Origin of the sequence: Dubosiella newyorkensis (assembly GCF_001945605.1) — a bacterium.
Taxonomy (GTDB): Bacteria; Bacillota_I; Bacilli_A; order Erysipelotrichales; family Erysipelotrichaceae; genus Dubosiella; species Dubosiella newyorkensis.
Genome location: NZ_MPKA01000086.1, coordinates 70,833 through 93,044, shown reverse-complemented (window position 1 = coordinate 93,044; position 22,212 = coordinate 70,833). Strand labels below are relative to the sequence as shown.

At 44.1% G+C, this 22,212-nt stretch carries 28 protein-coding genes; 4 read left to right on the top strand and 24 right to left on the bottom strand.

Translation table 11 applies throughout. The annotated features are described in order from the left end of the window. Positions 1-8 precede the first annotated feature (8 nt). Complete coding sequence (locus BO225_RS12405; protein WP_158023823.1) at positions 9-161, bottom strand: hypothetical protein; 153 nt, start codon at positions 159-161, stop codon at positions 9-11. On the opposite strand from BO225_RS12405, the gene BO225_RS08930 reads away from it, so the two are divergent. Then, positions 154-525, top strand: a complete 372-nt coding sequence (locus BO225_RS08930; RefSeq protein WP_076341884.1) for an IS3 family transposase — start codon at positions 154-156, stop codon at positions 523-525. The genes BO225_RS12405 and BO225_RS08930 overlap by 8 nt on opposite strands. Positions 526-560: 35 nt before the next feature. Beyond that, positions 561-827, top strand: a complete 267-nt coding sequence (locus tag BO225_RS08925) for an integrase core domain-containing protein (protein WP_158023822.1) — start codon at positions 561-563, stop codon at positions 825-827. Positions 828-877: 50 nt separating this feature from the next. On the opposite strand, the gene BO225_RS08920 is transcribed toward BO225_RS08925, so the two are convergent. From BO225_RS08920 to BO225_RS08890, 7 genes are all read right to left on the bottom strand, one after another. Further along, positions 878-1,468 carry a helix-turn-helix domain-containing protein gene (locus BO225_RS08920; RefSeq protein ID WP_076341882.1) on the bottom strand — a complete coding sequence of 197 codons (591 nt, stop codon included), beginning with the start codon at positions 1,466-1,468 and terminating at the stop codon, positions 878-880. Between the two features lie 632 nt (positions 1,469-2,100). Beyond that, positions 2,101-2,856, bottom strand: coding sequence for a phosphate ABC transporter ATP-binding protein PstB (gene pstB, locus BO225_RS08915; protein WP_198936122.1), 756 nt, complete (start codon positions 2,854-2,856; stop codon positions 2,101-2,103). Positions 2,857-2,862: 6 nt separating this feature from the next. Beyond that, entirely contained in the window at positions 2,863-3,759 is an 897-nt protein-coding gene (gene pstA, locus BO225_RS08910) for a phosphate ABC transporter permease PstA (protein WP_233120316.1), read from the bottom strand. Beyond that, positions 3,746-4,627, bottom strand: a complete 882-nt coding sequence (pstC, locus tag BO225_RS08905; protein ID WP_076341880.1) for a phosphate ABC transporter permease subunit PstC — start codon at positions 4,625-4,627, stop codon at positions 3,746-3,748. Before pstC ends, pstA begins: the two co-directional genes overlap by 14 nt. Beyond that, positions 4,614-5,414 (bottom strand): phosphate ABC transporter substrate-binding protein, encoded by an 801-nt coding sequence (locus BO225_RS08900; RefSeq protein WP_076341879.1) that lies wholly within the window; start codon positions 5,412-5,414, stop codon positions 4,614-4,616. The genes pstC and BO225_RS08900 overlap by 14 nt, the downstream gene beginning before the upstream one ends. Before the next feature lie 128 nt (positions 5,415-5,542). After that, on the bottom strand, positions 5,543-6,814 hold the full coding sequence (locus BO225_RS08895; protein WP_076341878.1) for a glucose-6-phosphate isomerase: 1,272 nt from the start codon (positions 6,812-6,814) through the stop codon (positions 5,543-5,545). 68 nt (positions 6,815-6,882) lie between these two features. Continuing rightward, positions 6,883-7,809: a ribokinase gene (locus tag BO225_RS08890; RefSeq protein ID WP_076341877.1), complete on the bottom strand. Its 927-nt coding sequence runs from the start codon at positions 7,807-7,809 to the stop codon at positions 6,883-6,885. Between the two features lie 115 nt (positions 7,810-7,924). Here BO225_RS08890 and BO225_RS08885 point away from each other — a divergent pair, with 115 nt between their 5' ends. Next, positions 7,925-8,389 carry a divergent PAP2 family protein gene (locus tag BO225_RS08885; protein WP_076341876.1) on the top strand — a complete coding sequence of 155 codons (465 nt, stop codon included), beginning with the start codon at positions 7,925-7,927 and terminating at the stop codon, positions 8,387-8,389. Positions 8,390-8,399: 10 nt separating this feature from the next. Then, complete coding sequence (locus tag BO225_RS08880; protein ID WP_083632164.1) at positions 8,400-8,705, top strand: NifU family protein; 306 nt, start codon at positions 8,400-8,402, stop codon at positions 8,703-8,705. 70 nt (positions 8,706-8,775) lie between these two features. Here BO225_RS08880 and BO225_RS08875 read toward each other — a convergent pair whose 3' ends face one another. The 16 genes from BO225_RS08875 to BO225_RS12150 all read right to left on the bottom strand — a co-directional run bounded on the left by BO225_RS08875 (position 8,776) and on the right by BO225_RS12150 (position 22,210). Next, positions 8,776-10,122: a phenylacetate--CoA ligase family protein gene (locus tag BO225_RS08875; protein ID WP_076341875.1), complete on the bottom strand. Its 1,347-nt coding sequence runs from the start codon at positions 10,120-10,122 to the stop codon at positions 8,776-8,778. Next, positions 10,119-10,355, bottom strand: a complete 237-nt coding sequence (locus tag BO225_RS08870; RefSeq protein ID WP_076341874.1) for a hypothetical protein — start codon at positions 10,353-10,355, stop codon at positions 10,119-10,121. The genes BO225_RS08875 and BO225_RS08870 overlap by 4 nt, the downstream gene beginning before the upstream one ends. 78 nt (positions 10,356-10,433) lie before the next feature. Beyond that, positions 10,434-10,691 carry a TetR/AcrR family transcriptional regulator gene (locus BO225_RS08865; protein WP_076341873.1) on the bottom strand — a complete coding sequence of 86 codons (258 nt, stop codon included), beginning with the start codon at positions 10,689-10,691 and terminating at the stop codon, positions 10,434-10,436. Positions 10,692-10,835: 144 nt separating this feature from the next. Then, positions 10,836-11,252 (bottom strand): threonine/serine exporter family protein, encoded by a 417-nt coding sequence (locus tag BO225_RS08860; protein WP_083632163.1) that lies wholly within the window; start codon positions 11,250-11,252, stop codon positions 10,836-10,838. Further along, positions 11,252-11,983 carry a threonine/serine exporter family protein gene (locus BO225_RS08855; RefSeq protein ID WP_076341872.1) on the bottom strand — a complete coding sequence of 244 codons (732 nt, stop codon included), beginning with the start codon at positions 11,981-11,983 and terminating at the stop codon, positions 11,252-11,254. The genes BO225_RS08860 and BO225_RS08855 overlap by 1 nt, the downstream gene beginning before the upstream one ends. Then, positions 11,980-13,185: a phosphopentomutase gene (locus BO225_RS08850; RefSeq protein ID WP_076341871.1), complete on the bottom strand. Its 1,206-nt coding sequence runs from the start codon at positions 13,183-13,185 to the stop codon at positions 11,980-11,982. The genes BO225_RS08855 and BO225_RS08850 overlap by 4 nt, the downstream gene beginning before the upstream one ends. Continuing rightward, positions 13,167-14,342: an alanine racemase gene (locus BO225_RS08845; protein WP_076341870.1), complete on the bottom strand. Its 1,176-nt coding sequence runs from the start codon at positions 14,340-14,342 to the stop codon at positions 13,167-13,169. Before BO225_RS08845 ends, BO225_RS08850 begins: the two co-directional genes overlap by 19 nt. Further along, on the bottom strand, positions 14,333-15,430 hold the full coding sequence (locus BO225_RS08840; RefSeq protein WP_076341869.1) for an aminotransferase class V-fold PLP-dependent enzyme: 1,098 nt from the start codon (positions 15,428-15,430) through the stop codon (positions 14,333-14,335). Before BO225_RS08840 ends, BO225_RS08845 begins: the two co-directional genes overlap by 10 nt. Beyond that, positions 15,427-16,281 carry a phosphotriesterase family protein gene (locus BO225_RS08835; RefSeq protein WP_076341868.1) on the bottom strand — a complete coding sequence of 285 codons (855 nt, stop codon included), beginning with the start codon at positions 16,279-16,281 and terminating at the stop codon, positions 15,427-15,429. The genes BO225_RS08840 and BO225_RS08835 overlap by 4 nt, the downstream gene beginning before the upstream one ends. Continuing rightward, entirely contained in the window at positions 16,269-17,312 is a 1,044-nt protein-coding gene (locus BO225_RS08830) for an amidase family protein (RefSeq protein WP_076341867.1), read from the bottom strand. Before BO225_RS08830 ends, BO225_RS08835 begins: the two co-directional genes overlap by 13 nt. Further along, positions 17,309-17,668: a DUF2620 domain-containing protein gene (locus tag BO225_RS08825; RefSeq protein WP_076341866.1), complete on the bottom strand. Its 360-nt coding sequence runs from the start codon at positions 17,666-17,668 to the stop codon at positions 17,309-17,311. Before BO225_RS08825 ends, BO225_RS08830 begins: the two co-directional genes overlap by 4 nt. 43 nt (positions 17,669-17,711) lie before the next feature. Then, on the bottom strand, positions 17,712-19,034 hold the full coding sequence (locus BO225_RS08820; RefSeq protein ID WP_076341865.1) for a YhfT family protein: 1,323 nt from the start codon (positions 19,032-19,034) through the stop codon (positions 17,712-17,714). A gap of 11 nt (positions 19,035-19,045) precedes the next feature. Next, on the bottom strand, positions 19,046-19,393 hold the full coding sequence (locus BO225_RS08815) for a PRD domain-containing protein (protein ID WP_076341864.1): 348 nt from the start codon (positions 19,391-19,393) through the stop codon (positions 19,046-19,048). 190 nt (positions 19,394-19,583) lie between these two features. Continuing rightward, positions 19,584-20,507, bottom strand: a complete 924-nt coding sequence (yhfZ, locus tag BO225_RS08810; protein ID WP_076341863.1) for a GntR family transcriptional regulator YhfZ — start codon at positions 20,505-20,507, stop codon at positions 19,584-19,586. Between the two features lie 93 nt (positions 20,508-20,600). Then, complete coding sequence (locus BO225_RS08805; RefSeq protein ID WP_076341862.1) at positions 20,601-20,933, bottom strand: hypothetical protein; 333 nt, start codon at positions 20,931-20,933, stop codon at positions 20,601-20,603. Continuing rightward, complete coding sequence (locus BO225_RS12150; protein WP_233120318.1) at positions 20,912-22,210, bottom strand: IS3 family transposase; 1,299 nt, start codon at positions 22,208-22,210, stop codon at positions 20,912-20,914. The genes BO225_RS08805 and BO225_RS12150 overlap by 22 nt, the downstream gene beginning before the upstream one ends. Positions 22,211-22,212 lie beyond the last annotated feature (2 nt).

Sequence of the window (22,212 nt, the reverse complement as noted above, 5' to 3'; positions counted from 1 at the left end):
TTCAGATATTATCGACCGTTCTGCACTCGAACATCGAGTTCACGGGCAATCTTGGATTTGTTCAATTTCAAAACACCCTCCTTCATAAGCGGCATAAGCTTGTTCAAATCTGTCAAAGAATCAACACGCAACGAGTTGTTGATTGATAAAGTAATGATCATAAAATCCTCCCTGCAAATAAGAGAATTTTACAATCTGTTTTTAGAAATTGTACATATTTATCTCATCGTTTATGTACATATTTATCTTAACGTCTACAGTCCGACGAGAAAAAACAAAAAAGCAATCGTCAAGATCTACAACGATTCGCATCAGATCTATGGCTCGCCCAAGATTGCCGAGATCCTCCACAAGCATGGAATCAAAGGATGCCAGAAGTATGTCTATTCGATCATGAAAGAAGCCAATATCAAACCGAAATATCTGAAACACAAGATAAAAACAACCATATCTAAAGGGAATGATCGAAAACTTCACAATCTTCTGAAAAGACAATTCAATCCAAAAGATCTAGAGCGCGTATAGTAATGACTCCAGAATACAAAAACAAGACAGAAGGAATGGAAAGATCGTATTTGAGAAAAGGCAATCCATGGGACAACGCCTGCATCGAAAGCTTTCATTCACTGATCAAGAGAGAATGGATCAACTTCTACCATTTCGAAACAATGAAAGAAGCGAAGAAAGCCGTATTCGAATATATAGAAGGATTCTACAATACGATCCGGATCCATTCCCATTGCGGATACGAATCTCCGATGGAATACGAGAACAACTACAAGATATTGAAAAAAATGCGTTTAGAAAAAACTAGGAAGCGGCATTGACGATGGGGATCCCTAGTCAATGGAAAGCGGAACAATTTTTTTCGGATTTGTCAAAAACAGAAATTTAGATTGTCCTCAAACTTGACATAGTACCAATACGCTTTCAAATAATGATGCTGATCCATCAAACGAATTCCCCTGGCCTTTCTCTGAAAAACTTTCATCAATCCATTTTCTCTCTTTTCGTCCATTGTCAAAGAAAGCGAAAACTCATAAAGCTCTGCTTCCTCCTGCTTCATAAAGTCTTGATATTTTTTGAGCTCATTTTGAATTTCTTTATTTTCAAATGAAGAGAAAAAATACGTAAACAACAAATACTTTATAAAATGCCTTGATCCCTTCATCTGATCGGCACTATTGTTGATCTTTTTGGCAACCAAAGGAAGATCTGGATCTTCTGCAAAATACAGTTTAAAATATGAATCGAGCATCGCATTTAATCGTTCTTCCTCCTGATCTTCTAAATAATGAATCCCAAGCTTCGTTTCGAGCAAATTGTAAAACTCTTCACCCGGTACGACTTTATTTTGCTCGATCCGCGAAAGATAGGAAGGTGAACAAATTCCATCAGCCAACTCTTCCAGAGAAAGTCCTTTTTCTAATCTTTTTTGATGGATAAACAAATTTCTAATATCGTTCATAATACGATTTTATAAAAACTTTTTTATATGAGCAATATGCTTCTCCATTCTGAGCAGAAAAGCCAATCCATTCGATTGAATCACCTATGGATCGTCTTATTTTGCTTTTCCTTCCTGTACAAGTTTTTGAAAATCAATAATCCAGAATCGATACAAGCAGGATGGCAAATCAAAAAAGCCATGTCATGTTTTGCCATTTTTCATTCCTCCTCATTCTGGAATTCAAATTGTTCTTCTTATGACATTCTACCACTTGAATTTTCAAAGGTTTAAGGGATGCACCATTAATACTAAATGCAGTAGCTTTTATATACCTTTTTTTACCCTCCAAGCCGCTAAAATTTTATCATTTTAGAGTTTACTCATACAGAAAAACCTGAGAAAACACTTTTTTTCCCGGGTTTTTGTACGAGATAATTCCAAATTGCTTTTAGCGCTTTATGGATTGGAATTAAAGTTTTCAGTTTACTCATGAAACGATTGATGCCTTCGTATATAAAAATAATTTGTGGGAAACTCTTTTTAGCCATTTCATTTCACATTGTTGGAATAGCGGTTTTTGCTAGGTTAAATATCAATCTTCCTCTTTTGTTTGTGTAGACTGCATCCTAGTTGTTCATACTATTCTCTTCCTATCCAAATCGCCCATTGACATAGTCGCTCGTTCTAGGATCTTGCGGTCTTAAAAACAACTCTTGCGTATCGTTGAACTCGATCAGCTCTCCCATCAAGAAAAAGGCGGTTTGATCAGCGATCCGCATCGCCTGCTGCATATTATGAGTGACGATCACGATCGTATACTTCGTTTTAAGCTGATCGATCAATTCTTCAATCTTGGCCGTAGAAATTGGATCTAGAGCACTCGTTGGCTCATCCATCAACAACACTTTGGGCTGGATCGCCAAAGCGCGCGCGATACACAAACGCTGTTGTTGCCCTCCCGATAATGACAAAGCGCTCTTTTTGAGCCGATCATGCACTTCGTCCCAAAGAGCCGCGTCTTTTAAAGCTTGTTCAACGATTTGATCAAGAACCCGCTTGTTTTTGATCCCATGGATCCTAGGCCCATAAGCGATATTGTCATAAATACTCATTGGAAAAGGATTTGGCTTTTGAAAAACCATGCCAATTTCTTTTCTCAGATCGTTCACATCAAGAATTGGATCAAAAATATCATGGCTTTCATACAACACATCACCTTCTACCCGGACACTATCGACCAAATCATTCATTCGATTGAGCGTTTTCAAAAAAGTTGATTTACCACATCCGCTCGGACCAATCAAAGCGACCACTGTCTTTTCAAAAATATCAAGCGAAATCGAATGAAGCGCTTGATGATCACCATACCAAAGATCAAGCCCTTTCGCTTGTAAAACAGGATTCATCATATATCATCTCTCTTTCGTTCTCGCTTCCAAGATCTGCGCCGCAACCGAAATAATGAGCGTCAAAATAAGCAGGATACCCGCGATCCCGAAAGCAACATCAAATTCTCCCCGCTCCTTCGCAAACACATACATCGCCACCGATAAAGAAGCGCCCGAAGAAAACATTCCTTCATAAATTGGATTGAGCACTTGCGCAAAACCAGCCGTCAAGAGAAGAGCCGCCGATTCACCAAGGATCCTTCCGACCGTCAACAAAATTCCCGTGATCATCCCGCTCCTACAGCTTTTTAAAACAACCGTATGGATCGTCTTCCACTTGCCCGCTCCTAATGCCCGAGCCCCCTCACGATAAGAATTTGGCACAGTCTTCAAACTTTCGCGCGTCGTTTTCATGATCGTCGGAATATTCATGATGACAAGCGTCAAAGCGCCCGCCAAGATCGAAGTCTGCAAATTGAAAAATTGACAAAAAAACAACATCCCCACAAGACCATAAACGATCGATGGGATCCCGGACAAAATATCGGACGTATATTCGATCAGCGAAACAAGACGCGCGCTCTTACAATATTCATTTAAATAAATCGCCGCCCCCACGCCTAGGGGTACGACAAAGAGTAGAGGGCCTAGCAGTAAATAGAGCGTATTGAGGATCGCAGGCAAAATACCGATCGTATCCTCAATATAACTTGGTTGACCAAGCAAAAAATCAAGATTGATGTTCGGGACCGCTTTGATCGCGACATACACGATGAGCGAAAACGTCAATACAGCGCAGACGCTCATCGCGCCCCATAAAGAAGCTTGGAATAGGCGATCTTTCCACTTTCTATAATTCGGTTTTGTTTTTTCTGCGCTTCTTTGGATCAGAAGCATTTCTTTTGTTTTAATGGGAATCATTGGATTGCACTTCTTTCATAAGTTTCGATAAGATCGTATTCGTGAGCAAGATAAAGACAAACAAGACAAGAGCGATCGAAAACAGTGCTTCTTTTTGAAGACCCGAAGCATACGACATCTCGCTTGAGATCGCCGTAGTTAAAAAACGCACACTCTGAAACATATTCGGCATATTCGCGACATTGCCCGAAACCATGATCACCGCCATCGCTTCTCCAATCGCCCTTCCCGTCCCCAAGATGATCGAAGCGAGAATTCCGCTTCGAGCAGCAGGAAAACTCACTTTTCTTACAGTCTCTAGCTTTGTCGCCCCTAAAGCAATCGAAGCTTCTTCATATTCGCTAGGAACAGCGTCTAATGCGTTTAGCGAAACATTGACGACCGAAGGCAAGATCATGATAGCCAACACGATCATCGCGCTCAACAAACAAGCCCCATCGCTCAAATGAAACATAGAACGGATCCAAGGAACGAGAACGACCATTCCAACCAAGCCAAAGACGACGGAAGGAATACCCGCCAATACTTGGATGCCCATCAAAAGACATCTCTTCAAAGCAGGAGGCGCGAATTTGGATAGATAGATCGCGCAGCCAATGCCAACAGGAACCGCAAGCAACAAAGCGCCAAGCGTTCCATATAAACTCGTCAAAATGAAAGGCAGGATCCCAAATTTTGGATCGCTTCCCGTAGAATTCCATGTACTTGAAAATAAGAATTCTTTGAGTCCGATCTTTTGGATCGCCGGAAGGCCAGAACTGATCAAATAGAGTGTGATCACAAGTACGCAAAGGATCGTGATCATCCCGATCGCAAAGAAGATCCAGGACGCGATTTGTTCGATCGTTTTGTTTTTAATGGTTTTCATAAACGACAAGCCCTACCTGTTCTATATAAGGAACGGCTTTTTGGCTGGTCGAAAAGTCGTAAAATTGTTTCGACGCGCCTTCGAGTTCTTTTTTGGTGACATAAATGAAGGGTCTTACAAGCGCATATTTTTGATCCTGTATCGATTGAACATCGCATGGCACCCCATTGATCGAAAGCGCTTTTACCGAATCGCCAAGCGCTTCCAAAGAAGCATACCCAATCGCGCTTGGATTGCTGGAGACTGTCGTGATCACATCGCCTGTCGAAGTGAGCTCTTGTCGATATTGACAATTTTCTTCAGTTTTGGTGATCGTTTCAAAACCGTCTCTTGTTCCGCTTCCTGCTTCCCGTCCGATCAATACGATTTCTTGATCGTTTCCGCCTAGCTCTTTCCAGTTGGTGATCTTTCCGGTAAAGATGTCGGCGACTTGTTCCAACGAGAGGTCGGAAATTGGATTTTCAGGGTTGACGATCACAGCGATACCATCAAGAGCTACGATCGTTTCTTTCAGTCCTGCTTCTTTTTCTTCTTCTTTTAAATAGCGACTCGAAAGACCGATATCGCACCGATCTTCTTGTACAGCTTGAATGCCAGCGCCCGATCCTGTCGGATCATATGTGATGTCTGTTTCTGGATTTTCTTTTTGATAGACTTCGCTTAGCGTGCCGACAAGTTTTTCCATCGAGGTCGATCCATTCAAGGACACATTCTCTTTTTTCGAGTTTGAGCATCCACTGAATAAAATCAAAGTACAGAGTCCAATCATAGTTGCTAGTTTTTTCATAAAATCCTTCTTTCTATGCCTTTACTTTAGTGATTGAACATCAACTCTGATTCTTGATTTTGTAAAAAATATGTAAAAAAAAGAGCCAAACACACTGTTTGACTCTAACCAATCCCGTAATCGAACGACTATTCTTTTCCTAACAGCTTGAACATGTTTTTCTTGTAGACTTCAACGCCAGGCTGATTGAATGGATTGCTTCCGTTCATGAGCGTTGTCATCGCGATCGCTTTGAAGAAGAACATGCACATATTTCCAAAATCATAAGCGGACATGCTTGGCATCGTGATCAAGATGTTAGGAATACCACCCGTTTCTTCATGCGCCATAAGAGTTCCTTTGGCCGCCATCTTATTTGCCCAGTCGACCGATTTTCCAGCAAGATAATTCATGCCGTCTTTGTCTTCTTTATCGTTCGGGAACGTGATATCGATCATTGGTTGATCGACATAGAGGTTTGTTTCGAACAATACTTTTTTACCATCCTGCACGAATTGGCCTAGTGAGTGAAGATCTGTCGAGAAGTTGGCGCTATCTGGCAAGATACCAAGACCATCTTTTCCTTCGCTTTCGCCAAAAAGCTGTTTCCACCATTCAGCCACCATCTGCATTTGCGTTTCATAATTGACGAACAATTCGACATCATAGCCTTGATTCTGCAAAATACGACGAGCGACCGCGTAACGATACGCTGGGTTTTTATCAAGATCAGGATCCGAATATTCGCCAGAACCATCCGCATATCCTTTCATGAACGCGTCGATATCGATACCGGCCGCCGCCATAGGAAGCACGCCGACAGGTGTGATGACAGAGAAGCGTCCTCCAATATCATCCGGAATGACAAAAGTCTCATAACCTTGTTCTTCGGCGAGCGCTTTAAGCGTTCCTCTAGCTTTGTCGGTCGTCGCGATGATGCGCGAGCTTGCCTCTTCGCCATATTTGTCTTCCATGAACTGTTTCAAGATTCTGAAAGCAAGAGCCGTTTCCGTCGTTGTTCCTGATTTTGAGATAACATTCACATAGACGCTCTTTCCTTCGATGTATTTCATCACTTGCGCGATATAAGAACTTGAGAACGTATTTCCTAAATATACGATCTCGATCTGGTTTTCCGGATAGATCCCGTTGATCATTTCGATCGCCGCTCTTGCGCCTAAATACGAGCCTCCAATACCGCATACGACCAATACATCCCCGTTTTCCTGGATACGTTTCGCGCATTCTTTGATGCGGGTGAATTCATTGCGGTCATAGTCTTGCGCCCAAGTCAGCCATCCCGTGAAGTCGTTTCCTTTACAAGTGTGATTTCTTAAAGTCTCATCGATCTTGTTGACCTCTTCTTGATAGCTTTTAACATCTTCTTTTAATTTTGCATGGTTTAAATCTAACGTTAACATTCGTTATTCTCCCTTCGTACCATTTTTCTTATTATACCATTTACACTCCTTTTTAAAAACAATAAGTCCTAGACCATTTGATTCGCTCTTTGGCATAGGATATCGCTTTTCTCGATCAAAGCTTCCACTTCCTTTCGTTCCGGGATCGAAGTAGCCGCCCCTGCTCTTGTGACCGAAAGCGCAGCGGCCGCCGAAGCGAACTGGAGCGCGCTCTCGATTTCGGATCCTTGATCGAGAAGCGCGCAAAAATAGCCAATATAAGTATCTCCTGCGCCAGTCGTATCGATGGCGTTGACCGGAAAGGAAGGCATGAACAACATTTGATTCCGGTTCGCGAACATCGATCCATGGTTCGATAAAGTCAGAACGATCGAAGAATCTGGATAGGATCCAAGCCATTCCTCGCACAACTTCTTTGGATCTCCTGTTTTCGAAAGTAGCTGTTCGATCTCCACTTCATTGACCACAAGAATAGAAACAAACGAAAGGTCTTTTGGAATCGAATCCGTAACTGGCGCAGGATTGAACACTACGAACGCTCCTTTTTCCTTTAACAATTTAGCTAGGACACACAAATTCGAGATCTCGTTTTGAAGTAGGACAATATCATTCTCGCCAATCTTCTCCAACACATTTTCAAAATCCTCACACTCTAAAGCGTGATTGAGTCCAGGAACCAATAAAATACAATTCTCGCCACTAGGATCTCTTTGAATGATCGCTCTTCCGCTCATGTCATTCTCGTCGATCTGAACGAATCGAGCATCGACTCGAGCTTGATTCAGAGCGTCAAGAAGTATTTTTCTATCGCTTCCGATCTTTCCAGCCATGAACGTCTTCGCTCCCGCTTTCGAGCAAGCGCATGCCTGATTCAACCCTTTTCCTCCTGGAAGCACTTCGCACCGATCAGGCAAAAGCGTTTCTTTAGCGCGAACAAAATGATCCACATCAAAAAACATATCGATATTCATTGAACCGATCACGAATACAGCCATAGATCTCCTTCTTTCTATTCAATAGTATTTCATTAGTATTATAAACGATTCTAGTGTCTAAACCATCGATCCTAACCCAAGTATGGTATAATAATGACATTTAGGAGATGATCGAATGTTACCTGCATCCCTGTTCCCTTTGATCAGCGCTCTGCTCGCGAATTTGGTTGCGCAAGTCGCCAAAACATTTGTATACTATTACCGGACTGGATCCTGGGATCTTCATTGGGTCTTGATGAGCGGCGGCTTTCCAAGCTCCCACTCCTCGACCGTCACCGCCTTGTCTTTAGCGATCGGGATCCAAGAAGGTTTTGATTCCGCAATATTCGATGTCACATGCATCTTTTCGTTGATCGTCATGTATGATGCCTGTCACGTTCGATATTACAGCGGAAAAAACATCGCGTTGACCCAACAGTTGATCAAAGACTTAAAAACGATGGTCGGACTCAATCTAGACGACCCTATATATCAAGAAAAACTCAAATCGATCTTAGGTCATAAAGGAATCGAAGTTCTCGGCGGCTTTTTTGTCGGCTTGATCGTGCCGATGATCCTGCTGCCGATGTTTATTGCGTAGGAGGTACAGTATGTCTGAAGAAAATAAAACAGAAACGCTAGAACAATCACTCGAAAAAGAAGCGAAAGAAAACGAAGAAGCCAACATCCTCGTTTCCGAAGAAGAAGTCGAACAATGCCTCGATAAGATCCGCCCCTACATCCAGCACGATGGAGGCGATATCGAACTTTTAGGCATCGACGAACAAAATGTAGCCTATGTCTCGTTTCGAGGCGCATGCGCCGGCTGTATGATGGCCGCCGATGATTTCTCGTCTGGGATCCGCCTATTGCTTCTCGATGAAGTCCCAGGCATCCGCGACGTCGTTCTTGTCTGATATAATCAAAATAAAAGAAGCGAAGATCCTATTCATGAATGGGAACTTCGCTTTTCTTTTCGATCAAGCATCAGCTCTTCTTTGCGACAACATGTTTGAATTTTCCACTTATTGGATCTGCAGAGGGATCACTGTTTGATAAATAAATCTTGGCATCTACTCCATTCTGACGCAAATGCGCTTCGATCGCTTGTTTTGCTTTCGCAAATTGTTCCTGTTTGTTCTTGGCTATCAGCCACAGCTCCAAACGGTCATTCACATGTTGGATAAGTTGAAACCTTTCTATTCCTTGAACTTCTTTTAATATGGCATAGAGAGGTAGCGGAGCAAACTTGATGCCATTCCCAAATACCAGAATGTCATCTGTTCTACCTTCTAAAGTAAGCCACGGTCTGGAATTGCCACACGCGCATGGTTCTTTATGAAGAATAATCCTATCCGTTATTTCAAAACGGATGATAGGGCATATCTTATTCGCAAGATTTGTAAGTAATACCTTTGCTGACTGGGTTCCAAACGGAACAGGCTGATTGTTTTCGTCAACAGCTTCAACAATTATCCAATCATCGTTTATATGGAAGTGTCTTTCGGTACATTCGCAAGCAACTGTGCCTCCCTTCGTACAAGAATAATTGGTCTGCACATAACAGCCGAACACTTTGGACAAATATTCCCGTACATCGTCGTTCAGCTTTTCTCCACCCGTCATGATCATGGCTGGTCGAATATGCAAATTTCCCTTTTCCTGTTTGGCAGCCAGTATTTCCATCGCGGAAGGATAGCAGCCAATCATAGATGGCTGGTACGCATTCAACAAAGCAATAATTTCGGAATTCGATTTTCGAACATCCAAGGCTTTCATTTTTCTTTTCTTCCATGGCATTTTACGAAGCTGATACTTGCCTGAGCCGCTTCCAAGATAAAAACCGTTGTCGGCAAAAAGGGCAAGGGCTTTTCCGCCCGACTGCATAAACAACCTCATATCTTCTTTCCTTGCAAAACTGCGTAAAACACCAATCGCAGAGGAAACATTGATAGTTGTGTCATCATATAGGACAATACAAGGAGTTCCAGTTGAGCCAGAAGTGGTGTAAACCAGATATTTTCCGTTTAATTTCTTCCCCACATTGGAAAGGTCTGACATAAAACTATCTACAATGTCCCTTGTGATCGAACGATCTGTAAACCATTCGTCAAAGTGCTTTGCCATATCCGCCTTATTAGTAGTCGGATATTCTGATAAAGGACAGTCCTTATCAATGCCTTTATACAGCTTCGAAAAGTATGAGCTATTTTTCCTCGCATAGGCAATTAGCTCCTTCAAGCGGCGTTGCTGCAAAGCAATCCGCTCTTGATTACTCATTTTGTTCGCCTTGCGTGTCAGTGCCAATGCCCTCAATAATCCGATTTGTTTCATATGCTGCGCCTCTTTGCTCCCTGCACCAGATCCGCAACCGTCTGCTTCATCATTTGGGAAATCTGTTCGTCTGTATAAGAAAAGTGATTTTCACAAATCATTGTTCCGATTCCCAATAGGAATAAACAGCTACGCATTAGAATATCTTTGCAGTTTTCTGTGTCCAATCCGTATAGTTCTGTCATTTTTGCTATCATTTTTTGATTGCTTTCATACGTCATCATAGATTCCATTAGGGTTTTTCCTTGAAAACCGCCCGACAAATAAAGCAAACGGTATAAGTGTGGTCTGTTTCGAGCAAGGTCTATTGTTCATGAAACTACTTTAAGCATAAAGTCGGGCTGATTTTCAAAAACTAATACCTCGTCTACAAACTTATTACACGCATAATCAAAGGTCGCTTGCCGCAGTTCTTCCATAGTTGGAAACTGGCTAAAAACAGGCTGAACAGAACATCCTACCGATTTTGCAACGCTTCGTGAGGTTACAGCAGAAATTCCCTTACTTTCAGCTATTTGAAAAGCATGGTCTAACAGCATTTCTTTCGTTATTTTTCGTCTTGGTGGCATATCGCTCCTCTTTTCTATGAAATATCCTACGATATATATCTTAAGATATTTTATAGTGACACGACTCTTGAAGACAAGCAAAAGCCGCTTACTCTTAATGAGGATTAAGAATAAGCGGCCAATCTCAATTTGCCTTAGACATATTCATTCTTCACTTGATTTCCGATAAAACAACCACGAACTGATCGCGCAACCAGCCACGATCCCCGAAGCTTCCAGCAATGTTTTCGATGCCGCCTCCATGCTCGCGCCATTTTCGCTTAAACAACACAACAACGCTTCATAGATCCCTTTTCCAGGAACGAGCGGAATCAGAGCGCACACCAAAAACACGATCACAGGCGCCTTCAATCGACGAGCCAAGATTTCCGCAAAGCTATTGACACAAAAGGCGGCCACCAACATGGGAGCCATCGCCGAATCTGTCCATCTTGAAACAAGCAAGCAAATAAACTGACCAACCCCTCCACAAAGCGCCGTCCACCAAAGCTTCTTCCCCGAAAGATGATACATCAAGCCAAACCCCAGAGCGCCCAAAAAAGCGCCAATGACCCCTTTCATCAAAAACACCCCAGCATTTGAATCGCCAAATTACCCAAAGCGATCGAGGCCGCGATCGTGATCGCCTCCCCAAGCCTTGACATTCCCGAAATCGGGTCTCCATTCACGATATCCCGCAAAGCGTTGGTCAAAAGCATCCCTGGAACCAAGATCATAAGAGCCCCCAACAATATAAGCTTAGAATGAGCGAAAGAAGCAAAAAAGGAAATAAAAGCGCTCGCCATCAAGTTCTTGAACACACCCTTCGCTTTCGATCTTTGCAAGAATAAACCACAAGTCCCTCCTAGGATCCCCGCCATACAAGCTTGATAGAAGGAAGCATGAAAAAGAAGCGCGAATCCGAAAGAAGAAGTGGCAGCCCCCAAAATGAACTGCTTGTTTTCAACACCCGCCCCTTCTTGCACGCGCTTCAATTCTTGAACCAATTGGGTTAAAGGGAGTGCGTTGGCTGAAGCGAGACGCGATAGAGAATTGATCTGATCGATCTTTTCAAGATCTGTCGAACGAACTCTTGTCCGCCTCATCCTCCAGACACTCTTTCCATGGTAGGAAAAGGAAACCATCAACATGCCTGGTGTCGCGTACGTCTCGATCTCTTCTGCCCCATAGACATGAGCCAGCCGAAACATCGTATCCTCGATCCGACGCGTTTCCGCTCCGTTCTCCAACAAGATCGATCCCGCCAAGACGATCGCATCCGCAAGCGATCCTTCGCTCCATGACGCTTTCATCGAATCAAAGGCAAGAACGACGTCCCATTTTCTGGAGCCTCAACCCCAAAATAATCGCACACGCTCGCGCCCACATCCGAAAGAGAGGCGCGCAAACCAAGATCGACCCCTTCCTTTCTAGCTTTCACGAGCAGAGGGACGTTCTCCCTTGTATGCTTGTTGTGGCCAATGTCCGGATCGTTGCCATGATCCGCCATGACCACGAGCACATCCTCTTCATTCACCAACTCGACAATTTGTCTTAGCTTTTGATCCGCGATCTCAAGCACCTCTTTATACCGGAGCGGATCTTGCGAATGCCCCGCTAGATCGGTTTCCTGCACATTCGTGCAAATAAACCCATGCTCCATCGTTTTCATTTCTTCGATCGTAAGATCAAGCACCTTGGCTGTATCCACCATTGAAACCGATTTGCCATACTCGTTATGAACGATATCCGCCACTTTGCCAAACAAAGACACGGGAATGCTAGCCTTGCCTAAGATCATGGGCGCCTGCACGCTTGGATCGACACCATAGCCAAGATGCCGGCATTCATACCCTTGCTCATACGACTTTGTCGCGGAAGCGAGCAAACCAATATATTTTCCTTCCCGCACTTGTTCAGCCTTTAAAATATCTTCGATCGTATTCCCTGTCCCGCCAAAAGCGATGACCCGGTTGACAAAAACAACACTTCGAACAAGACGCGCGATCTCCATCTCTTGATCAAAAGAAAGAAAATCAAGAGGAGCCGTGCAATTATACGCCATCCCTAGATCCGAATCGATATTATCCGCCACCGTGCAATATTGATCCACCAGCAAGTACTCCAATCCTTTCTCGCCAAGACGCTCGACTTGATGCCCATTGGAAAGCAAGATCTTCTCGATTTCGTAGATCTTTTGTTGAAAATCATGCACTTCAGGCTTTTTCGGCTTGGTTCCCATGATCTCTTGATGCCCTTGAAACGTGTCCGCTCCAAAATGCATCAGCTCACATCGTCCAAAGGAAGCCGAAGAAGAAAACTTCATCGCCCTACTTTCCTGACCAAACGCGTTCATCAAACCAAGATATTCTAAAGTGGGCAGCTTAAGATCAGGAAAATCATGAAGCAAGCTGCCTAGCGTGCTGCTGTTTTCATCCCCTGGGCGAACGATCGCCGCATCCTTCATCGCCTGCATCCCGAACCCATCGAGGACGATCACGATAAATCTTCCCATACGATACTCCTTCCTTGACTATCATACAAACCGATCCTTTTTCGATCTCCATGATGAAGACCTTCCAAAAGCGCTACATGCGAACGCGTCACGAAAATCTGAAACCGAAACGCCATACACACAGGATATGAAACCGGAAACGATCTTTCCAGCTCAAAATAATAATCGATACACGTCGGATCTAGATCCAAGACTTTCGTCCACTCGGCTTGTTTGAGCGATCTTCCAACAAGAGCATATTGAATATGCGAGCGCCGATAATGTCCGCCCCCAAAACTATACGCGTGCTCTTTGAAGTTGTGCGAGATCTCGCTCATATAGATCACGCAAGGAATCTCTTTCATAGTTCTGTGGGCATGTAGCGGTGTAGTCCCTGATAAACCGTGTCCTGGTTCTGCGCTCGTGATCGATTTGCACGCTGCCATTTCTTCTAACGTTTCGATACAAGTCGCGGAAGGCGCATTCACGTTGATATCCTCGATTCCATGCGCTTTTAAGACCGCTTTGGCCTGCAAAAGCGTTTCAAGATTTGGCGTGGGCTTTGCCTTCCCGCTCGTTTCATCCACCAAGAAACAAGGAAAAGAAGTGACACCGCCAATTTGAATGTGGTCGAATTTATTGATCGTTTCTACGACCTGATCGAGATCTTTCAATTCGAAGCCGGCAAACTGGCCCGTATACAATACATCGTCTTCGCCCACGACTTTGAGCAGCACTTTTTGTTTTTTGTTCAACTTCGCGCAGATCTTTTCGATCTCCTCGATCTTATCGAGTGAAAAGACCGTGAGGTAGTCTGGCTCATACGCTACGACTCTTTCTAAAAAGCCTTGCGGTACTTGCACAAGATGTCCAATGTTGCTGATGGGGATGTCGTGAGCCATCAACACTTCCGCTTCCCTATAATCGACCGCGACAGCTCCAGGATACCCGAGCTCGACTAGCTTTTTGGCTAAGTATGGATTCCGTCCGATCTGCTTGAGCATAAAGTACAAGTCAATCCCATAGAGGTTGGCTTTTTCTAAGATCGCTTTGGCGTTGGCTACAAACTGATCGACATCCACGACATACGTATCTGGCAAGATCGTATGTGTATTCATCAAATGAAACCCCGCTTCTACAAGACTTGGATTTCTTTCCACTACTTTTTTTAGGAACATGCTTCCTCGCTTTCCAGCGCCTGCTTCAAGATCGATACGATCGTATCTGCTCCGCTTCGATTCGGATTGATCCGGATCATCGAATCTTTGCGAGAAGGATCCGATTTGATGAACGTGCCCGAGACACGATAGAACATCGGCGCGATCTCGTATTTTGATTCCGCTCCAACTGGATTTGGCAAAGCCCCTAGCTTTTCAGCTCGCTCAAGTACTTTTTGCGCGATCGGTTCATGAAACTCTACGATTAGCACTTTAGATTGAGCGTTGGCAAGAAAAGCGTCTTTGACTTGCGGCAGCTCTTGGATTCTTTGAAGCAGTTCTTCGTTGACTTCGGCTTGGATAGCTAATGCGACAGGCGCGCTGACAAGACCTCGAAGCACTTCCATCGCTTCCCAGCCTTGCGTTTGCGAGCCGCCTGAGTAGTGTTCTTTGATCAAAGCATCTATATATTTTTTCTTTCCGACAATACATCCAATTCCCTCGGGTCCTTGCAGCTTGAAAGTGGAAAAGCACGAAAGATCCGCCCCGCACTCGCTTCCGATCTTGCTGACCTTCATCACCGCGTAGTTGTCATCCGTGACGATCGGGATCTCTTTTTGTGCTTTGATCGTCTCGATGACTTCCTTAATATCGTAATGATCCTCTGGAACCTGTCTTGTATATTGAATGAGCGCGGCCTCGATATCCGGATTCTCCTGCATGACTTGTTTGATCATTTCTGGATCGTTGAAATCCGCCATGATCGGAACAAGCCCTAGCATTCGGATCGAAGTTTCTGTCGTGCTGTAGATCGGAGCCGAGTGAACAAGAAGCTTTCCATTGGGTTTCGTGGTCGCAAAAAGAGCGTAACGGATCGCTCCCGTCCCCGAACCACGGACAAGCATCGCCGCTTCGGCATCGAAAAAGCGCGCGATCGCCTGTTCCGCTTTCCATGTCGTTTTCGGCTTGTTCAAGCCAGGAACGACTCCTAGATCGCCCCGACTCAAGCTTTCTTTTCCCGAAAAAGTCTTTGTGATCGCGTCGACCATCTTGAATTGAAATTCTTTGGCTTGTTTTAGCGATATGCTTTCGAGCGGATACGTTTTCATAGCTTACCTCCTAATAAACGGTTTGGTGTTTGTTTGAGCATCTGTTGGATCGATGTTTCCTTCATATTCGCCTTTCTAAGCAATGGCACGAACGTATCGAGCAAATAGGCGTATCCCTTTCCTTTAAAATCTTTGAGCTGCGTTTTACGCGTGATATCCATCGAAAGAACGACATGATCGATCAGCCCTCTTTTCTCGAGCTCGCAAAGAAGCTCGACACGCCTTTCATCCAGCAAGTAATTCGTTTTCCCGATCGTATCGAATCCAATATTGACACCAAGAGCGAGCACGTCTAAGATCGTATGCAAATCGTTGCTCAGATCCATATGTCCAATGATGATCCGATCTGGATCCACACCGTTCTCGATCAAATAGCGCGCTTGTTCAAGACCAAGCGTTCCTAAGGTCGTATGCGTCGTGATCAGCGCGCCTGTTTCTTGATGCGCCAAAACGGCTGCCTCGAACACTTTGCGTTCTTGTTCTTTCCATTTTTGATACGATGTTCCAATTTCGCCAATGACTTGCGCTTTTTGACTCTTTAGATCCTCGATCATCAAGGCCGCCATTTCCTCCACGCTTAGATCTGGAAGAAATGGCTCTTTATAAAATCCGGTAGAAGTCACGATCTGGATTCCCGATCGTTTTTCGAGCTTTTGGATCCACGCAAGATCCCGCCCCATTCCGATATTGCTGACTTCTAAAATCCGACGCACGCCTTTGGCGTAGAGTTCTTGCAGTTCTTTTAGTGTTTGTTCAAAGCAGTCTAGACAAGTATCTGGATCGTGCTTGACGTAAGATAGATCGAGATGCATATGTTCATGCATCAATGTATACCCTTCTAATGGTTCCATATCAAACCTTGTTCAAAATAAGGAGCTGTATCACGAAAATAGCGTTGGATCAGCTCGTCTTCTTTCACCCGTAAAGTGTTTGCGATCTTCAATAGATCCGCGATCTTCTCAAGCGAGGAAGAACAATAAAGAGTAAAGCCGCTAGATAGCTCGAAAGCAGGAACGCATAAGGCTGTCGCTTTGACCATATTGGCTACACGAATGAGCGTTTTGCCACTTTTGTTTTGGAACGCCTTTGTTTCTTGATCAAAATGACCAAGCACGCTATCGCCAAGTCCATAAAAATCGACTTTGTTTTCGAAGTTCAAGAACACATCGCATTCTTGCAGCTCTTTGGATAAAAATTCGATCATTGGCTGCCTCTCATCTTCAAAACATGGTATCTTTACTGTTTCAAATTTCAATCCTGATTTTTGTAGCACATTTTTGCTTTCCTTTGGCAAAGAGTCGATCAAGCCTTCTGGCGCGTGAAGGAGGATCGGCTTTTGAGCTTTAGGAAGTGGCAAAGTGGCTTCGATCGCCTTGACCATCGTCTTCCAAGAGTTCGAGATAAAGCCAAGCGATGGATAAAACTCGATCCCATCGGTTGATTTTTTCGTGAATCGTTTCATCTTCTCTTCCGCCAGTAGTGGACTAATAAAGCCAAAACAGTTGACGGCAAGAGCGGGAGCTAGAACCGATCCGCCACCATCCGTCCCGATCCCTAGATCGTTGATGCCATAAAAGACATTGATCGCGCTTCCGCTCGAAGAGCCTGTCATCCATTTTCCAGTGATCGGATTGATCCTTGCGTAATCGATGGCTCTACCATTGTGGCTGTGGCCATCATAAGTATGAAGCGCGAACCCGTTGTCTATGAGCGTTTGAATGAAGGAGGTGGGGATCTGGCGGACATTTTTGACACCCATATATTGAATGTCGTTGTCTTCTTCGATCGAATCCAGGGCGTTCATGAAAAGATGATCGATCGAATGCCCTGGATCAAGTGTTGCTAGAAGCGTCTTTTTGGCGTAATTTTTGACCCGGCTCATTTCAACAGCACATCCATGATCACAGGAATCACCGAAGCAGCCGCTTCAGGTACGAATCCAAACGCCGTTTTTCCATCCTTGATCGCTTGCTCGATTTCTTCATCGCTCAGCACTTTTCCGACCATCGCCACTGGAACGCACTTGCTCATTCCATTCAGAGCGATCGCCATCGACAAAGCGCCTCCAGCGCCAGTTTGACAAGATCCAAAATAATAATCGGCTTGTCCGTTTTTTAAAGCCATCGCTGCCTGCAAGTCTCCCATGACTTTGACTTCGACTTGTCCATTTCCATATTTTTCGATCAATTCCGCGTTTTCGTTTTTATTCAAGGCACCGCCTACTACGATTTTTAACATCTTTTTTTTCTCCTATTCTATTGTTCTTTTCATTAAGCTTGTTTTATACGATCACAGCTAGACCTAAGATCTTGATCAAATTGGCGACGATTCCTAAAAGGATCGCGACAACAGGACCAACGGCTAATGGTATGAGCATCGGCTTTTTCGCCGATTTATTCAGCATCCAAATGATCATGACCGCCATCGGGCCAAGAGAGCCGAGGCCTACTTCATTCATGATCGCAAAAGACGAAGTGAATCCTCCAACTAGAAGGGCGAGCTCTAGGATCTTTGACATCGCGTCGCGAATATGATCGCCTAGTTCTCTTAAGGCCGGGAATTTATCCAGCAAGCTTCCAATCGTGCCAAGCAAAACGATTTCTAAACCCATGATCAGCGCTCCAACTAAGAAGGCTACGATCGGTTCCATTGGCATGCTTAGACCCATGGCCGCTACGAATAATCCACCTGCGATACTAAAATAAGAACCGGCTGGCGAGAAGACACCTGTAACGATCGCTGTCGTATACACTAAAGGAATGTAGCCGATCGCTCTGACCATCGCGACCAAAGCCGCTTCCGCAAACGATCCTTTCAACGCAAGAGGACCCGAAATCACATCTGTCGTCAAATAGCATTGCGAGGCCGCGCACGCTAGAAGTCCACCCATGATCGCGAAATAGAACCAGTTTTTCTTGATCACATCGATGTTGGCGCTAAAAATATTCGTAAGATCCGCGCCCTGCGCATCTGTTTTTGTCTTGACGGCAAAGACTATCATGACGATCGTGCCAATCAGCATCGCCATACCTGGCGCGTTGAGAGCAAGCGTGAAATCCCCGATCTGAAATACACCGAAGCGCGCGACAAGCATATAGCCAACCAATGTCACGATTGCTGTAATGATCCCTTTTTTGACTCCATTTTGATAAGCGACCACCAATGCCGGGAACACAGCGAATGTCGCGACAACATAGTCCGCCACGCCGGCAAGTTGTGGCAGGAAGTTGACTGGGAACATCGCGAAGAAGGCTTGGATCGACGACATGAAGGTTACGACGGCGATTCCCCACAGAGCCCCGACGATTGCAGAAAGGATCAATCCTTTTTTATTGTCCGGGAACCATGTTCCGATGATATCGCCCATCAATAAATATGTATGGATGATGACGATCCCCATCGCGATCGAATTCGTGAAAGCAAATCCGATGACTAGACCGATGCTGACCGCAAACGAAGTAGTGGCCAGAGTTTTGCGGTCCATATTTCCATTGAGATATTCTGTATAGACAGGTCGGAAGCCATCGTTATAGACGGCAATATTCCGGTTTGCCAATACGGCAGACATCGCGCCGATCAATGCGGCAATGATATAGTTGAACATAAGCACTCCTCTTATTTATTGTTTTTTTCGTTGATGAGATTCAAAAGATGGATCAAGATGAATTCTTCTTCGATCGAAGAAAGATCCGATCCGCTCAGTAATTCGAGCTCGTCTAAAAATTGACGACAAGCCTCGAGATCAGGATGACTATAAATTTCAGCGACGGCTTCTTTTTGAAGTCCAGGAATAATTTCGCCTTTTTGATGTCGTTCTAAGGCGAGAGCGTAATGGGTGATAAACATTTCGGTCTTTTCAGAGTTTCCAAAACGTTGGATACACTCGATTTCGACTTTTTTTGCTTTCAAGCATGTTTCTTGCGCGATCAAACCTGAGGATTGTAGAAGTTCTAAATGATCCATAGGTACCTCCTTCATATAAAATAACCAATATATAATATTTTGTATATTTGTGTTAAAAAAAATAAAGCCTCCTTTTCTCTCTCCGTTCTAAAATATACAAAATAATTTATATTTACAGGTAAATCATAAGGATATACCCTTTCTATGTCAAGTTTAGCGCTTCCAAAAAAAAAAGACAGGAATTCCTGTCTCAATAACTGGGGATCATCTTGCCCTCAATGACGAGCTGCTGATTTTTGCGGACAAAATCCGTCTGGATCAAATCATCCAGGATCTTCGCCACTTCTTGACGCGTGCGATGGGTGACGATCACCGCTTCGGTATCTTTGTCGTCATCGATCGAGAGCGGAATATAATTCATCGAGTAAAGCTTTTCCTGGATTTCGTCCATATTCCATACGGCCGCGTCGATTTCGCCAGAAATGACTTTCTTCACCACTTGCGTATATTCGACTTCCACGTACTGAACCGATTTATTTCGGCAAGCGATCTCGCTCATCTTCTTTTGATCGACCGAAGAGCCATCGACACCGATCTTCATCCCATCTTCTATGCTGCCGACATACGGATCATGAAACATTAGCACATGCTTGGATAAATAGGAAAACATCCCTAAGCTTTTGACGATCTCGATTTCTAAACCGTCCTCAATCATTTTTTCGGCGGCATATCTTGAAATGATCGCGAAATCGTACCGGTCGCAAAGCACCATAGATACCCGATTTTTAGATCCGCGCATAAAAGCGAGCGAAACAGGAATATCATACCGATTTTCGACATTCGCCACCAAGCCAGTCGCCAATCCTTCATACCGTTTTGAATAAGGCAAAGGCATCACACCTAAGATTTGCGTGATCCCCGAGATCTCTAAGAGCTTTGCCATATCCTTCTTTTTCAACAGCGTCCCTGATTGTCCATGCGCCTCTAAAACGACAGCTCCGCAGCTTTGAAGGAGCTTGAGCGCGTTTTGCACGGTGCCTCTTGCTAAATGGATCTCCTTGTTCCATTCGCTGACAGTCGGGATCCTCTCTCCTTCCTCAAAACAAAGCATACGTTTGGCTAATATTTTCGTTGAAAGCCCATTCTTGCTGTATAACAGATCATGAATCTCCATAGGTCCACCCAATTTACGGTCGTTCAAATCCGATGCGATGACCGTGTTCCTTTATGGCTTCTATTATACAGTTTAATGTATATTTTGCAAATCTTATCGCTCTTCGCCAAAACCGTTGCGCTGGATCGTTCCCCATTCTAGCTTTTTCTTGCAGATCAAGAAGAGCACGCTGATCCTCGCGGACAATATGACGAACTGGGTGAAGAACACTTCCACGAAAGCCAAAACAATCGCTCGAAAAATATCGCGTCTTGAAAGATAGACGTTCTGGGAATAGATCCTCGCTAAAAAAGCGCTGATGCCCATGATGATCCCAAAAACAAAATACACAAAGAAAAAAACGATCGTATACGGAATGTTGATGATATTGATAACAAGTGTCAACAAAGTCACGACAACACCGATCACTTCAATGATCGGGGCCAAGTATTCATAAAACAAATAATAAGGGTACGAGAACCAGCCAAGCGGACCAAAGCGCAGCGAAAAAGCATTCTTCGATACTTGTTCAAGCATTGGATCAATCCAACATGCCACCGCCTTCGCTGGGTGAAAATATTTTTGACTGAAGTCGGCACTTGAGTCCAGCATACCGCTTGCGGCACGTATTCGATCGTATACGGAAGCTGATTTTGCCGAAAATAGGCATGGAGCTTCATGACAAGTTCCATATCTTCGCCTAGCGAATCTCGCGCATAGCTGCCCACTTGTACGATAGCCTTCTTTTGAAAGAGCCCAAAAGCCCCAGAAACGATCAAATTGCCATTGAACTGGTTCATGAACAATCGGGCCCCTAAAAAAGATCGATCATATTCCAGCATTTGTGTTCCGACCAAAATATGATATGGAAGGCGATATTTGATAGTATTTCCCTCTTTGATATACGCTCCATTGATGATCCGGATCGTATTGTAGAATCCTTCTATATATTCGAATACGGCTTTCTTCGCTTCTTTCATCGTTTCGAAATGGTAGAAGTTGATCCATTCTCTCTTGATCAGTGAATGAAAGCTTTCGATGCAGGCGTTGTCCCATGGATTGCCTTTTCTCGAATACGATCTTTCCATTCCTTCTGTCTTGTTTTTGTATTCTTCGCTTGTGTACTGCACTCCTTGATCGCTGTGGATCACCAATGGCTTTTTGATTCCTCGTCTTCTTTTGGCTATTTCTATACACTCCAGAACTTTTGCGGCTTCCATATTTCGAGTCATCACCCACCCGACTATTTTTCTGGAATACAGATCCATCACGCTGGTCAGATAGTCAAATCCTTCTTCTGTCCAGATGTAGGTGATATCGGTACACCATACGCGCTCTAGATCTTTTGGATTGAATTGTCTTTTCAGAAGATTGTGAAGTTTTCGATCATTTCCTTTAGATATGGTCGTTTTTATCTTGTGTTTCAGATATTTCGGTTTGATATTGGCTTCTTTCATGATCGAATAGACATACTTCTGGCATCCTTGGATTCCATGCTTGTGGAGGATCACGGCAATCTTGGGAGAGCCATAGATCTGGTGCGAATCGTTGTAGATCTTGACGATTGCTTTTTTTGTTTTTTCCCGCCGGACTTTTGTCTTGGATGGTTTGGATCTCAAATGCTTGTAGTAGCCGGAAGTGCTCTTATCCCGTTTTGCCAGTATACCCGCTACCGATGCTTTGGGATGTTTCTCTTTGTATTCCCGAACCGATCGATAGAGGATAC